We start from the raw sequence: 14463 nt of genomic DNA on the forward strand, positions 1-14463 counted from the left end.
CCAAGTCGTTCAGCCCCCTACTCTGCCCCGATGTCCTGATGCCTTGAATACGGAGCCGAGCCACATGAATGACTGCAGTACACCGCAATGCCTGCCCAGCCAGCGCGAACGCCTGCCCATGGCGGGCTTGCTGGCGCTGGCCACCGCCGGCTTCATCACCATCCTCACCGAGGCGATGCCCGCAGGTCTGCTGCCCCAGATGAGCGCCGGCCTCGGGGTGAGCGAGGCGCTGGTCGGCCAGCTCGTCACGCTGTATGCCCTCGGCTCGTTGCTGGCCGCCATCCCCCTGACCATCGCCACCCGTGGCTGGCGCCGCCGCCCCTTGCTGATGCTAGCCATTGGTGGCTTCGCGCTAGTCAACAGTGTCACGGCACTATCAAGCGTGTATTGGCTGACCCTAGTCGCACGGCTGTTGGCCGGGGTGTTCGCGGGTTTGCTCTGGGCACTGCTGGCAGGATATGCCAGCCGCATGGTGGCGCCGCACCTACAGGGCCGGGCGATTGCCGTGGCAATGCTGGGCGCGCCCCTGGCGTTATCCCTTGGAGTACCTGCCGGCACGTTTCTGGGCACTGCAGTGGGTTGGCGCTTGAGCTTTGCGATCATGACCGGGCTGACGGTGCTGCTACTGGCGTGGGTGCGCTGGCAGGTGCCGGACTTTGCCGGGCAACGTGCGCAACAGCGCCTGGGCTTGCGCCAGGTCCTGCGTTTGCCGGGGGTGCGTCCGGTGCTGTGGGTGACCTTTACCTACGTGCTGGCGCACAACATTCTGTACACCTATATCGCGCCGTTCCTGGTGCCCGCAGGGCTTAGCGCCGACATCGACCGGGTGTTGCTGGTATTTGGCCTGGCCGCGCTGATGGGAATCTGGATCGTCGGCCTGTTGATTGACCGCCTGCTGCAGGTCTTGCTGGTGATCAGTTGCACGCTGTTTGCCGCTGCGGCATTGGCCCTGGGGCTGTGGATCGCCTCTACCGAGGTCGTCTACCTGTCAGTCGCCATCTGGGGCCTGGCATTTGGCGGCTTGCCCGCCTTGCTGCAAACCGCGCTGGCCAAATCGGCCGGTGACTCGGCGGATGCAGCCCAGTCGATGCTGGTGACGGTGTGGAACCTGGGGATTGCCAGCGGTGGGCTGCTGGGCGGCATACTGCTTCAGGGATGGGGCGTCATGTGGTTTCCCTGGGTCGTTGCCGCCTTGGCTACGCTGGCATTGATCACCACCCTACAGCCTCGCCGCACCTGACAAACAGGCAAAAAAAGACCCCGGTTTCAGGCCGGGGTCTTTTTTGGAGACGCTATCACAGCATCAGAAGCGCTTGATGTCAGCCTTGGCTTCCAGTTCCTTGCGGAACGCAGCGAAGTCTTGCTGGCCGACGCGCGAAGCGAGGAAGCGACGATACTGCTCCTTCTCCTCTTCGGTTGGCGCAGCCCCTTCGGTGACGCTGTTCAAGCGCACGATCATCAAGCTGCCATCACGCAGGGTCACGTCAGCAAAGGTCGGCTTGTCTTTAGCAACAGGCTTGGCCATGCGGAACAGTGCCTGCAGTACGGCAGGCTCAACGCCTTCCTGGCCACGGGTGGCCGCTTCAGTGACTTTCCAGGCCTGACCATCAACCGGCTTGTCCAACGCCAGCTTGCCATCGCGCAGGTTGGCGATCAGCTCGTCAGCGTGAGCCTTCGCCGCAGCGCTTGCACGCTCCTTGGTCATCTGGGCACGGATGGCGGTCGCCACGCTTTCCAGCGGCAGTTGCTCCGGCTTGCGGTGCTCCTTGGCGCGCAGGACTACGATGGTTTCCGGATCCAGTTCGATGGCGGTGCTGTTGGCACCCTCATCCAGCACTTCAGGGCTGAAAGCTGCCTGGATCACGGCACGGTTGGCCGTGATGCCTTCGCCACCTTCACGGCCAAACGGCGCCGAGGTGTGCACGGTCAGTTTCAGGTCCGAAGCTGGCTGGGCCAGGTCGGAGGCTTCGAATGCCGCGTCTTCCAGTTGCTTGGTCGCCTCGACGAAGCGCTGCTCCACTTGCTGGGTCTTCAGCTCGCGGGTCAGCTTGTCTTTCAGGCTGGCGAACGATGGCACTTCTGGCGCTTCAACACCCAGCAGCTTGATCAGGTGCCAGCCGAAGCTGGAACGTACCGGTGCCGAGACCTGGTCCTGGTTCAAGCCGTACAGGGCGCTTTCGAACTCAGGATCGTAGACGCCAGGGCCTGCAAAACCCAGGTCGCCGCCGTTGTTGGCCGAGCCCGGATCCTGGGAGAACTCCTTGGCCAGGGCCTCGAAGCTTTCGCCCTTGGCCAGGCGTGCCTGGACTTCGTCGATCTTGGCCTTGGCCTGGGCCTCGGTCACCTTGTCGTTGACTTCGATCAGAATGTGCGCGGCACGACGCTGTTCAGCGAGGTTGGCGGTTTCTTTCTCGTACAGGGCCTGCAGCTCATCGTCGTTGACCGTTACCTGGTCGAAGAACGAAGCCTTCTTCAGCTCCAGGTAGTCGATGACGACCTGGTCCGGGGTCAGGAACTCCTTGGCGTGCTGGTCGTAGTAAGCCTTGACCTCGTCGTCAGTGAGTTTCACTGCGGCCGGGTCGGCCTTGACGCTGACGGTGGCGAAATCACGGGTCTGTTTTTCCAGGCGCGCAAAGTTCAGGACTTCCTGATCGGTGACAAAACCGCTGCCGGCAATGCCTGCACGCAGTTGGCCGATCAGCATTTCCTGGGTCAGCATCTGACGGAATTGCATACGGCTGTAGCCCAGTTGACGGATCACCTGGTCAAAGCGCTCAGCGCTGAACTTGCCGTCTTCCTGGAACTCCGGGGTCTGCAGGATCACTTGGTCCAGTGCAGCTTCCGAGAAGGAGAACTTCGAATCCGCCGCGCCTTGCAGCAGCAGCTTGCGCTCGATCAGGCCCTTGAGGGCCGCTTCGCGCAGCATTTTTTCATCCAGCAAGGACGCGTCGAAGTCCTTGCCCAGTTGTTGCATCAGCTGCCGACGTTGCATGTCGACGGCCTGGCTCAGCTCGTTTTGACTGATTTCTTCACCGTTGACCTTGGCCGCGTCCTGGCTGTTGGTCGTGGCCTGGAAAATGGCCTCGATACCGGTGAAAGCCATCAATACAACGATGAGGCCGATAATGGTCTTGGCAATCCAGCCTTGTGAATTGTCCCTGATATTCTGCAGCATGCGTCCCCCAGAAACGGTTGAACTTCAAAATTAGGCAACCGTGGAGCGTGGGTAGAATCCGGATAGAAGAAAGGCGCATCCGAGGATGCGCCTTCTCGTAACTGGCGGAACGGACGGGTATTGAACCCGCCCCCCGGCGTAGCGACCCGATGGATACTCGGGTCAGTTGCCGCTCCGCTGCCAGGCCAGACCAGCGTCCAGCCCGGATAGGCAAAGGCTTGAACGAAGCTTAGTTAACGGCTTCTTTCAGGGCTTTACCGGCTTTGAAACCTGGTTTCTTGGCAGCAGCGATTTGCAGTGCTTTGCCAGTCTGTGGGTTACGGCCAGTGCGAGCTGGGCGATCGGTCACAGAGAAAGTACCGAAACCTACCAGCACCACGGAGTCGCCGGCCTTGAGAGCGCCAGTGACGGATTCGATTACTGCGTCCAGCGCACGGCCAGCAGCGGCTTTCGGGATATCAGCAGATGCGGCGATAGCATCAATCAGTTCCGACTTGTTCACTCTAAGTCCCCTTATATCTATTGAGTATGATTCTAAGTTTTTTGGTGAAAGCAAAAACCAGTGCTGAATGGCCTACAGACACTTAAGAGCCGCTTTATAACAAGGGCTCTAAAAAGCTGTCAAGGAAGCCACCAGGCTTAAACGTATTAATGCGTGCTAATTCTTTCCTTAGAGTCAGTCTCGCGTTTTTCGTCCTTCGCGACTATCTCCGGAGCCACATCCGGCAAGGGCTCCGGCGCGTATTGCAGCGCAATTTGCAGGACCTCGTCAATCCATTTAACCGGTTTAATCTGCAGATCCTGCTTAATGTTGTCAGGAATTTCCTTCAAGTCGCGAACATTCTCTTCCGGAATGATCACCGTCTTGATGCCACCACGGTGGGCCGCCAGCAACTTTTCCTTCAGGCCACCAATGGCCAATACCTGGCCGCGCAGGGTGATTTCCCCGGTCATGGCGACATCGGCGCGCACCGGGATGCCGGTCAGGGCCGATACCAGGGCCGTGCACATGCCTACGCCAGCGCTGGGGCCGTCTTTGGGGGTAGCCCCTTCCGGCATGTGGATGTGGGTGTCGTGCTTCTCGTGGAAGTCCAGGGGGATCCCCAGGCTGCGGGCGCGGCTGCGCACCACGGTCTGCGCGGCAGTGATGGATTCGACCATCACGTCACCCAGGGAACCGGTCTTGATCAATTGACCTTTGCCAGGGATAACCGCCGCTTCGATGGTCAGCAATTCGCCGCCCACCTGGGTCCACGCCAGGCCAGTCACCTGCCCTACCTGATCCTGCTGCTCGGCCAGGCCGTAGCGGAATTTACGCACACCCAGGAAGTGTTCCAGAGCATCGGCGGTGACCTTCACAGAGAAGCGTTTTTCCAGGGCGTGTTCCTTGACCGCCTTACGGCAGATCTTCGCCAACTGGCGCTCAAGGCCCCGTACACCGGCCTCGCGGGTGTAGTAACGAATGATGTCGCGGATCGACTCGACGTCGAATTCGATCTCGCCCTTCTTCAGGCCATTGGCCGAAATCTGCTTGGGCGCGAGGTATTTGACGGCGATATTGATCTTCTCGTCTTCGGTGTAACCCGGCAGACGAATCACTTCCATCCGGTCCAGCAACGCCGGCGGGATGTTCATGGAGTTGGAGGTGCACAGGAACATTACGTCGGACAGGTCGTAGTCGACTTCCAGGTAATGGTCGTTGAAATTGTGGTTCTGCTCGGGGTCGAGCACTTCGAGCAAGGCCGATGCCGGATCGCCCCGCATGTCGCTGCCCATTTTGTCGATTTCATCGAGCAGGAACAGTGGGTTGCGTACGCCAACCTTTGTCATTTTTTGAATCAATCTTCCCGGCATCGAACCGATGTAAGTCCGGCGATGACCGCGAATTTCCGCTTCATCACGCACACCACCGAGGGCCATGCGCACGAATTTGCGGTTGGTGGCATTGGCGATCGACTCGGCCAGGGAGGTTTTACCCACCCCAGGAGGACCGACCAGGCACAATACCGGGCCACGAATCTTCTTCACACGCTTTTGCACGGCGAGGTATTCGAGGATGCGTTCCTTGACCTCTTCGAGGCCGTAGTGGTCGGCATCGAGGATATCTTCGGCACGCGCCAGGTCCAGGCGTACCTTGGTCTGGGCCTTCCACGGCACCTGCACCAGCCAGTCGATGTAGGAACGAACCACGGTGGCTTCGGCGGACATCGGCGACATTTGCTTGAGTTTGTTCAACTCGGCGGTGGCTTTGGTCAGCGCGTCTTTAGGCAAGCCAGCGGCGTCGATGCGCTTTTTCAGCTCTTCGATCTCGTTGTGGCCTTCTTCGCCGTCGCCGAGCTCTTTCTGAATGGCCTTCATCTGCTCATTCAGGTAGTACTCGCGCTGGCTGCGCTCCATCTGCTTCTTCACGCGACCGCGAATGCGTTTCTCAACCTGCAGCAGGTCGATCTCGGCATCCAGCAGGGCCAAGACGTGCTCGACCCGGGTCGACAGGTCGATGATTTCGAGGATGTCCTGCTTCTGCTCGATCTTCAGCGCCATGTGCGCGGCCATGGTGTCGACCAGGCGGCTTGGCTCATCAATGCTGTTGAGGGAGGACAGGACCTCAGCCGGGACTTTTTTGCCCAGTTGCACGTATTGCTCGAACTGGGACAGCAGGCTGCGTACAAAGACTTCGGATTCACGCTCAGGCGCATCGACTTCGTCGATCAACGCCACTTCTGCACGCAGGTGGCCATCCACCTCCATGAAGCGCTCGACCGCACCGCGCTGCTCGCCCTCGACCAGCACCTTGACGGTGCCATCTGGCAGCTTGAGCAATTGCAGAACGGTAGCAATAGTGCCGACGCGATACAGGGCGTCTTCGCCTGGATCGTCGTCAGCCGGATTTCTCTGGGCCAACAGCAGGATCTGCTTGTCGCCCGTCATCGCGGCCTCGAGGGCTTCGATAGACTTCTCGCGCCCCACGAACAGCGGGATAACCATGTGCGGATACACAACCACATCACGCAATGGCAGGAGAGGCAATTCAATGGTTGTCTTCATGATTTCGCCTCTATGACAGATGAAAGTAAGCTTGAAACCAAGATGGGGGCTGCGTGTAAAAAAAACAAGCTCAATGCTGGCAGTTACACACAGTAAAAATTCCTATGCAAAACAAAGGGGCCCCTAGAGGCCCCTTGTTTGTACCGAAACTGCGAAACGCTTACGCGTCTGGCGCAGCCTTGGCAGCCGGCTCACTGTTTTCGTAGATATACAGTGGCTTGGACTTACCTTCTATAACGCTTTCGTCGATCACCACTTTACTCACCCTCGGACTGCGAGGGGATTTCGTACATGGTGTCGAGCAATACGCCTTCGAGAATCGAACGCAAACCGCGTGCACCGGTCTTGCGCTCCAGTGCCCGCTTGGCCACCGATTTAAGCGCGTCGGCACGGAACTCGAGGTCTACACCTTCCATTTCGAACAGCTTGGCGTATTGCTTGGTCAGGGCGTTTTTCGGCTCGGTGAGGATCTGAATCAGAGCAGCCTCATCCAGCTCGTCCAACGTCGCCAGGACCGGCAGACGGCCAACGAACTCCGGGATCAGACCGAACTTGACCAGATCGTCAGGCTCGACTTCACGCAGGGACTCGCCCACCTTCTTGCCTTCTTCCTTGCTGCGCACTTCTGCACTGAAACCGATGCCGCCACGGGTGGAACGGTTTTGAATAACCTTTTCCAGGCCGGAGAACGCACCGCCACAGATAAACAGGATGTTACGCGTATCAACCTGCAGGAATTCCTGCTGCGGGTGCTTGCGGCCGCCTTGGGGCGGTACGGAAGCGACCGTGCCTTCAATCAGCTTCAGCAGGGCTTGCTGCACGCCTTCACCGGAAACATCCCGGGTGATCGACGGGTTGTCAGACTTGCGCGAAATCTTGTCGATTTCATCGATATAGACAATACCCATCTGGGCCTTCTCTACGTCGTAATCGCACTTCTGCAGCAGTTTCTGAATGATGTTCTCGACATCTTCACCCACGTAACCCGCCTCGGTGAGGGTGGTGGCGTCGGCGATGGTGAAGGGAACGTTCAGCAGGCGAGCGAGGGTTTCTGCAAGCAGGGTTTTACCCGAGCCTGTAGGACCGATCAGCAGGATGTTGCTCTTGCCGAGTTCGACCTCATCACCTTTCTTGTCACGCTGGTTCAAGCGCTTGTAGTGGTTGTACACCGCTACGGCCAGAACCTTCTTTGCACGCTCTTGACCAATCACGTACTGATCAAGGATGCCGCTGATTTCTTTAGGCGAAGGCAATTTATGCGCGCTGCTCTCGGCCTGTGCCTCCTGCACCTCCTCACGGATGATGTCATTGCACAGGTCGACGCACTCGTCGCAGATAAAGACCGAGGGGCCGGCAATCAATTTGCGCACTTCATGCTGGCTTTTGCCACAGAAGGAGCAATAGAGCAGCTTGCCGTTGTCCTCGCCGTTGCGGGTGTCAGTCATTCGTTCGATCCAAATCCGATAGGCTTGCAACACAAGATGAAGGCTTATGCGGGCTTTTTCAAGCCCGCCGGTGGTCGGACATGCCGACCAGGCCTATTTTGAGCTGCTTATATTAAGCGGGGCGCTTGTCGATCACGGCGTCGATCAGCCCGTATTCACGTGCGGCTTCGGCACTCATGAAGTTGTCGCGGTTAGTGTCGCGCTCGATTTCTTCCAGGGTGTGCCCGCTGTGCTTGGCCATCAGCGTGTTGAGGCGCTCACGGATAAACAGGATTTCCTTGGCGTGGATTTCGATGTCCGACGCCTGGCCCTGGAAACCGCCCAGTGGCTGGTGAATCATCACACGCGAGTTAGGCAGGCAGAAACGCTTGCCTTCAGCACCGGCTGTCAGCAGGAATGCACCCATGCTGCAGGCCTGGCCAATGCAAGTGGTGGACACGTTCGGCTTGATGAACTGCATGGTGTCGTAGATCGACATGCCGGCTGTCACCGAACCGCCTGGGGAGTTGATGTAAAGATGGATGTCCTTGTCCGGGTTTTCCGCTTCAAGGAACAGCAGTTGCGCACAGATCAGGTTGGCCATGTAGTCCTCTACCGGACCAACCAGAAAGATCACTCGCTCCTTGAGCAGGCGCGAATAGATGTCGTAGGCGCGTTCGCCACGAGCAGATTGCTCGACAACCATCGGGACCAGGCCGCCTGCGGCCTGGATATCAGAGTTCTGCTGAATATACGAATTACGGAACATGCTCTGCAGTTACTCCCAAATAGTCATGTCTTGAATACGCATAAGCCAGCGCGAGGCTGGCTTATGGGTGTATTTTCAAACGAGTTGGACAATCAGTCGGCTTGTGCTGCTTCTGCCGGCTTGACTGCTTCTTCGTAAGAGACCGCTTTGTCGGTCACCTTAGCCTTCTGCAGAACAGTATCCACAACTTGTTCTTCCAGCACAACCGAACGGACTTCGTTCAGCTGCTGGTCATTCTTGTAGTACCAAGCCACGACCTGCTCAGGCTCCTGGTAGGCCGAAGCCATTTCCTGGATCATTTCGCGAACGCGGTCTTCGTCTGGCTTGAGGTCGAACTGCTTGACCACTTCAGCCACGATCAGACCCAGCACAACGCGGCGCTTGGCTTGCTCTTCGAACAGCTCGGCCGGCAGTTGATCAGGCTTGATGTTGCCACCAAACTGCTGAACAGCTTGTACGCGCAGGCGATCCACTTCGTTGGACAGCAGGGCCTTAGGCACTTCGATCGGGTTGGAGGCCAGCAGACCGTCCATAACCTGGTTCTTGACCTTGGACTTGATGGCCTGGCGCAGCTCACGCTCCATGTTCTTGCGAACTTCGGCGCGGAAACCTTCGATACCGGTTTCCTTGATACCGAACTGGGCGAAGAACTCTTCGTTCAGTTCTGGCAGCTTAGGCTCGGAAACACTGTTGACGGTCACAGTGAACTCGGCGGCTTTGCCAGCCAGGTCCAGGTTCTGGTAGTCAGCAGGGAAAGTCAGGTTCAGAACGCGCTCTTCGCCGGCTTTAGCGCCAACCAGACCGTCTTCGAAACCCGGGATCATGCGGTTGGAGCCCAGTACCAACTGGGTGCCCTTGGCCGAGCCGCCAGCGAACACTTCGCCGTCAACCTTGCCCACGAAGTCGATGTTCAACTGGTCTTCGTTCTGGGCAGCGCGATCGGCCACTTCAAAACGGGTGTTCTGCTTGCGCAGGATTTCCAGCATGTTGTCCAGGTCGGCATCGGCCACTTCGGCGCTCAGGCGCTCGATTTCGATACCTTCGAAGCCAGCAACGGTGAACTCCGGGAACACTTCGAATACAGCAACGTATTCCAGGTCCTTGCCAGCTTCCAGGGACTTAGGCTCGATGGAAGGCGAGCCAGCCGGGTTCAGCTTTTGCTCGACAACCGCTTCGTAGAAGGAAGCCTGGATCACGTCACCGACAGCATCTTGACGTGCATCAGCACCAAAACGGCGCTTGATTTCGCTCATCGGCACTTTGCCTGGACGGAAACCAGCGATCTTGGCCTTCTGGGCAGTCTGCTGCAGACGCTTGTTGACCGCGGTCTCGATGCGCTCTGCCGGCACGGTGATGCTCATGCGGCGCTCGAGAGCAGTAGTATTTTCAACAGAAACTTGCATGGATATTCCTCGTTGCACAGACGTTAGCCGGCCGTTTCCGACCCAAGAATCAAGGGCATGCATTCTAGTGGGTCAAACTCAAGAAGTCACCCTACTGAAAACGGGTAAAAAAACAGCAGGCAATTTACAGGTACGAATGCACGAATGCTCCTCGCCCCAGTGACAAATACAGCCAATCACGCCAGGGCTCTGTGCCAACCCTTCTATATATAGAAGCAGCCAGCGACCATCTCCCTGACAGCCGGCCTTGCACGCAAGGCCGACGGGTAGTTCGGCATCATCGAGAAACAAAAATACGACGAAGCGCCCTACCCCTGCGACCCAGTACCTGCAGCCGCCGAATACGCAAACCGCTAAAACAAAAAAGGCGCCAGACTGTTAAATCTGGCGCCTTTCGGAATATGGGGTGGACGAAGGGGATCGAACCCTCGACAACGGGAGTCACAATCCCGTGCTCTACCAACTGAGCTACGCCCACCATATTGCGTGACAAAGAAGCCAATTGCCTTCTCTGTTAAGCCCCAACCTAGCCCATGGCAAGGGTGACGCTGTATTTGGTGCGGATGAAGAGACTCGAACTCTTACGCCTCGCGGCGCTGGAACCTAAATCCAGTGTGTCTACCAATTCCACCACATCCGCGGCTTGAAACTTTTAAAACAAAGGCGCCAGACCGTTAAATCTGGCGCCTTTTGAAATATGGGGTGGACGAAGGGGATCGAACCCTCGACAACGGGAGTCACAATCCCGTGCTCTACCAACTGAGCTACGCCCACCATCTTGCGCTACTTGTGCCAAAGCTGCCTAATGGCGCACCCGGCAGGACTCGAACCTGCGACCATCCGCTTAGAAGGCGGATGCTCTATCCAGCTGAGCTACGGGCGCCTGATTAATCTGTACTCTTGGAGGACTACAAACTAAATGCTTCCAGCCTCACACAATCAAACAGCTATTGCGCTCGACCTTCTTAACCAGTGCTAGGCTGTGCCCGACAAGTGCGACGAATAGTATAGACGCCCCCAGGGGCCGTCAAATCTTTTTTGAAAAAAATTCATTTTATTTAAGGGGTTAGGGGAATTTGCAGACCAAGCGCCTTTGCCCTCACGTCCTGGCGTGCGAGAATGCGCGCACTTTTCCTCCCCCTCTCGATGGTTAATCACGCGTAATGACTGCACAACTTATCGACGGCAAATCAATCGCCGCCAGCCTGCGCCAGCAGATCGCCAAACGTGTCGCCGAGCGTCGCCAGCTTGGCCTGCGCACGCCGGGGCTCGCGGTGATCCTGGTCGGCAGCGATCCTGCCTCCCAGGTTTATGTCTCGCACAAGCGTAAAGACTGTGAAGAGGTCGGCTTTATTTCCAAGGCCTACGACTTGCCTTCCGACACCACACAGCAGGCCCTCACCGACCTGATCGACGGCCTCAACGACGATCCGGACATCGACGGCATCCTGCTGCAATTGCCGCTGCCGGAGCATCTGGATGCTTCCCTGCTGCTGGAGCGCATCCGCCCCGACAAAGACGTCGACGGTTTCCACCCCTATAACGTCGGTCGCCTGGCCCAGCGTATTCCACTGCTGCGCCCCTGCACGCCGAAGGGCATCATGACCCTGCTGGAAAGCACCGGCGTCGACCTGTACGGCCTGGACGCCGTGATCGTCGGCGCGTCCAACATTGTTGGTCGCCCAATGGCCATGGAACTGCTGCTGGCCGGCTGCACCGTGACCGTGACCCACCGCTTCACCAAGGATCTGGCGGGCCATGTCGGCCGTGCCGACCTGGTGGTAGTCGCCGCCGGCAAGCCGGGCCTGGTCAAGGGTGAGTGGATCAAGGAAGGCGCCATCGTGATCGACGTGGGCATCAACCGTCAGGACGACGGCAAGCTGGTGGGCGACGTGGTGTATGAAACCGCCCTGCCCCGTGCTGGCTGGATTACCCCGGTGCCGGGTGGTGTTGGCCCGATGACCCGTGCCTGCCTGCTGGAAAACACGCTGTACGCGGCCGAAACCCTGCACAGCTGATCACCTGCAGCGCCAAAAGAGCCCCGTCTTGACCCAAGGCTGTTCACAGGTCACGCCGGGCCTCCTGAAAAATCCGCTGCCAGCTGTCTGGCAGCGGATTTTTTTATTCCCGCTCGACAGAACAGTGCGCCGCGGCTTTCTGAAAGTGATGCCTGCGCACTTAAAAGCAACGCCAATCAGCAGTGCAATCCCCAAACCCCATAACCCTATGATGGTCAGTGGCATCTGCGGCTTCACCGATCAACAACGTAGTACCCCTACGCACAGTAATAAATGGGTGGCCCAACGAATCGTTTTACCGTTCATCTTCGTCCCTGATTTCAACGACTCCTACTCGACGCACCGCTGACAAAAAGCCCCTCTCAAAGGCCCTGAGGCTTTTGTATCAGTCCTACATGCCCAGGGCTGACAGAAGCGTTTTTGCCATATCTGCGCGCCAATGCGCTTTGCGCTACAACCCTAACCAATCATCGGCTTACAGCCTTTATTTAAAGGCTCTCTATCAGTTTCTGATCCATACTAATAATATGTAACGTCATTTTTCATATAGCCGGTCACACCCGGTGTTTTTCTACCTTTTAGCGAGTTCATCCGCGTGAATATTCGTCTTTCTCTTGTCAGCCTGTTCTTCGCATTCGCAGGCACTGTCGCCAACGCCAGCGAAACCACCCTGGCCCCACGGGACACCTCGCAACTGCACATCGCTTCGGGCAGCGCGATGTTGGTGGACCTGCAAACCAACAAGGTGATCTACGCCAGCAACCCCGACGTAGTGGTGCCGATTGCTTCCGTCACCAAATTGATGACCGGCATGGTGGTGCTGGACGCCAAGCAGAATATGGACGAGTACATCTCCATCAACATCAGCGACACCCCGGAAATGAAAGGGGTGTTCTCGCGGGTCAAGCTCAACAGCGAGATGCCGCGCAAGGAGATGTTGCTGATTACCCTGATGTCCTCGGAAAACCGCGCCGCCGCCAGCCTGGCCCATCACTATCCGGGCGGCTATGCCGCGTTTATTGCCGCGATGAACGCCAAGGCCAAGGCCTTGGGCATGAACAGCACGCGCTATGTCGAGCCGACCGGTCTGTCGATCCATAACGTGTCTACCGCCCGCGACTTGAGCAAGCTGGTGCAGGCCGCGCGCAAGTACCCGATGCTCACGCAATTGAGCACCACCAAGGAAAAAACCGTGTCGTTCCGCAAGCCCAACTACACCCTGGGCTTTTCCAACACCGATCACCTGGTCAACCGTGCCAACTGGGATATCAAGCTGACCAAGACCGGCTTCACCAACCAGGCCGGCCACTGCCTGGTGCTGGTGACCAGCATGGGCAATCGCCCGGTGTCGCTGGTGATCCTCGATGCCTTCGGCAAGTTCACACACTTTGCCGATGCCAGCCGCATCCGCAAGTGGATTGAAACCGGCAAGAGCGGCTCGGTGCCGGACGTGGCCCTGCAATACAAGGCCGACAAGAACCTCAAGGCCCGCCAGACCGGGGTTGCCCAGTCCCACTGAGGCACGGTTGACAGGCACAAAAAACGGCGCCCTAGGGCGCCGTTTGCATTATGGCTGCTTCGGCCTTTCGGCCATCACCTTGAGTGCCTGGGCGGCCGCCTGTTCCTGGCCGGCCTGGGCCGTGGCGTTGGCGGCCTGCTGCCACCTACCCGCATCCAGGTTGGCCGGCAACTGGCTTGGCCGCTGGACCAGCACCGCCCACTGGCCGGCGCTTTTCCAGGCGGACTCGAAGTCGCTGAACGCCACTGGGCGTCTCCGGTCCCTGGCAACTCGCAACACCACCGTACTGTTTTGCTGATTAAACCCCACCAGCACCGCATAACGCGGCTCGGCCCATAGCGTCGAGCCCTCGGTAATCCGCACCATCACCGGGTAGCCCGCCGCTACCTGCGCCAACAGCGCGGTCAGCTTGGGGTCCAGCGGATACACCAGCATCCCGTACTCACGCGCCAGTACCTGCATATTGCGCTCAAGGTCGGCTTCCCCGCCCGGCAAGTGCAATGGCTTATCCAGCAAGCCCGGTGTAATCACAATGCCTTGTTGCGACAGCATGCTAGCCAAAGCGGCCGGACCACCCTGATAGGTGTCACCGCGAAACGCCGGCACCCCGTTGAGCTCTACGCGCTCGGGCAAACCGCGGAGGTTCGAGGGAGTGGGATGCCCCGCACACGCGGCCAAGCCGAGGACGCAGGCAGCCACCAACAAGGATGTTTTGAGGTTCGACCGTAAACGCAACTTCTTCACTCTCTTGATCATCAGCGGGCTGGGGCGTTGATCATAGGGCGCCCGGGGACGCGGGTATAGCCTTGGGCCACAGTAAAAAGCCCGGCATAGAGCAAACAAGTTGGATGTACACGACCATTGGTCAATAGCACGCACCGGGAGGCAGCTAGACTGTCCATTGCAAAGACAGTGAGTGCCCTGCACAGGGCAAAAGGAGGCACTTATGAGCCTGACAACCACGATTTTCATGCTGGTGCTTGGCTGGCTGGCCGTCGCCGGCGCCATGTTGTGGGGGGTCTTGCGCGTGACCCGCCGGCACCATCATCCACAACCCAAACCCGCTGCACACGCCAAGAGCCACAAGCCAGTCGCGCATCACGCCTGAGC

Annotated in this window: 11 protein-coding genes, 4 tRNA genes and 1 pseudogene; 5 read left to right on the plus strand and 11 right to left on the minus strand. The window is 58.3% G+C overall.

What is annotated here, in order from left to right; translation table 11 throughout:
• The first annotated feature begins 64 nt into the window (after nucleotides 1–64).
• Nucleotides 65–1240 carry an MFS transporter gene (locus PSH80_RS15815; protein ID WP_057960061.1) on the plus strand — a complete coding sequence of 392 codons (1176 nt, stop codon included), beginning with the start codon at nucleotides 65–67 and terminating at the stop codon, nucleotides 1238–1240.
• 63 nt (nucleotides 1241–1303) lie between these two features.
• On the opposite strand, the gene PSH80_RS15820 is transcribed toward PSH80_RS15815, so the two are convergent.
• The 10 genes and pseudogenes from PSH80_RS15820 to PSH80_RS15865 all read right to left on the minus strand — a co-directional run bounded on the left by PSH80_RS15820 (nucleotide 1304) and on the right by PSH80_RS15865 (nucleotide 10699).
• The gene (locus tag PSH80_RS15820) at nucleotides 1304–3175 is read right to left on the minus strand and encodes a SurA N-terminal domain-containing protein (RefSeq protein WP_057960062.1); all 1872 of its coding nucleotides are present in this window, start codon (nucleotides 3173–3175) and stop codon (nucleotides 1304–1306) included.
• A gap of 229 nt (nucleotides 3176–3404) precedes the next feature.
• Nucleotides 3405–3677 (minus strand): HU family DNA-binding protein, encoded by a 273-nt coding sequence (locus PSH80_RS15825; RefSeq protein WP_003174819.1) that lies wholly within the window; start codon nucleotides 3675–3677, stop codon nucleotides 3405–3407.
• Nucleotides 3678–3823: 146 nt separating this feature from the next.
• On the minus strand, nucleotides 3824–6220 hold the full coding sequence (gene lon, locus PSH80_RS15830) for an endopeptidase La (RefSeq protein WP_057441499.1): 2397 nt from the start codon (nucleotides 6218–6220) through the stop codon (nucleotides 3824–3826).
• A 160-nt stretch (nucleotides 6221–6380) separates the two neighbouring features.
• Nucleotides 6381–7665, minus strand: a pseudogene (clpX, locus tag PSH80_RS15835) (ATP-dependent Clp protease ATP-binding subunit ClpX).
• A 112-nt stretch (nucleotides 7666–7777) separates the two neighbouring features.
• A complete protein-coding gene (gene clpP, locus PSH80_RS15840; protein ID WP_029298421.1) occupies nucleotides 7778–8413 on the minus strand; it encodes an ATP-dependent Clp endopeptidase proteolytic subunit ClpP in 636 nt (211 codons plus the stop codon).
• Nucleotides 8414–8505: 92 nt separating this feature from the next.
• Nucleotides 8506–9816, minus strand: coding sequence for a trigger factor (gene tig / locus PSH80_RS15845; RefSeq protein WP_057441496.1), 1311 nt, complete (start codon nucleotides 9814–9816; stop codon nucleotides 8506–8508).
• Between the two features lie 402 nt (nucleotides 9817–10218).
• Nucleotides 10219–10294: transfer RNA gene (locus PSH80_RS15850), tRNA-His, on the minus strand.
• 77 nt (nucleotides 10295–10371) lie between these two features.
• A tRNA-Leu gene (locus PSH80_RS15855) sits at nucleotides 10372–10456 on the minus strand.
• A gap of 58 nt (nucleotides 10457–10514) precedes the next feature.
• Nucleotides 10515–10590: transfer RNA gene (locus tag PSH80_RS15860), tRNA-His, on the minus strand.
• Between the two features lie 32 nt (nucleotides 10591–10622).
• Nucleotides 10623–10699 (minus strand) — tRNA-Arg (locus tag PSH80_RS15865).
• A 280-nt stretch (nucleotides 10700–10979) separates the two neighbouring features.
• Between PSH80_RS15865 and folD the strand changes: the two genes are divergently transcribed.
• The 3 genes from folD to pbpG all read left to right on the plus strand — a co-directional run bounded on the left by folD (nucleotide 10980) and on the right by pbpG (nucleotide 13353).
• Nucleotides 10980–11834: a bifunctional methylenetetrahydrofolate dehydrogenase/methenyltetrahydrofolate cyclohydrolase FolD gene (gene folD / locus PSH80_RS15870; RefSeq protein WP_282405599.1), complete on the plus strand. Its 855-nt coding sequence runs from the start codon at nucleotides 10980–10982 to the stop codon at nucleotides 11832–11834.
• A 28-nt stretch (nucleotides 11835–11862) separates the two neighbouring features.
• On the plus strand, nucleotides 11863–12183 hold the full coding sequence (locus PSH80_RS15875) for a hypothetical protein (protein ID WP_282405598.1): 321 nt from the start codon (nucleotides 11863–11865) through the stop codon (nucleotides 12181–12183).
• A 246-nt stretch (nucleotides 12184–12429) separates the two neighbouring features.
• Nucleotides 12430–13353, plus strand: a complete 924-nt coding sequence (pbpG, locus tag PSH80_RS15880) for a D-alanyl-D-alanine endopeptidase (RefSeq protein ID WP_057441495.1) — start codon at nucleotides 12430–12432, stop codon at nucleotides 13351–13353.
• Between the two features lie 48 nt (nucleotides 13354–13401).
• On the opposite strand, the gene PSH80_RS15885 is transcribed toward pbpG, so the two are convergent.
• The gene (locus PSH80_RS15885; protein ID WP_057441587.1) at nucleotides 13402–14088 is read right to left on the minus strand and encodes a peptidase C39 family protein; all 687 of its coding nucleotides are present in this window, start codon (nucleotides 14086–14088) and stop codon (nucleotides 13402–13404) included.
• Nucleotides 14089–14299: 211 nt separating this feature from the next.
• On the opposite strand from PSH80_RS15885, the gene PSH80_RS15890 reads away from it, so the two are divergent.
• Complete coding sequence (locus tag PSH80_RS15890) at nucleotides 14300–14461, plus strand: hypothetical protein (RefSeq protein WP_164844848.1); 162 nt, start codon at nucleotides 14300–14302, stop codon at nucleotides 14459–14461.
• Nucleotides 14462–14463: the final 2 nt, after the last annotated feature.

The sequence above is a fragment of the Pseudomonas sp. FP818 genome (genome assembly GCF_030687335.1).
Classification (GTDB): Bacteria; Pseudomonadota; Gammaproteobacteria; order Pseudomonadales; family Pseudomonadaceae; genus Aquipseudomonas; species Aquipseudomonas shahriarae.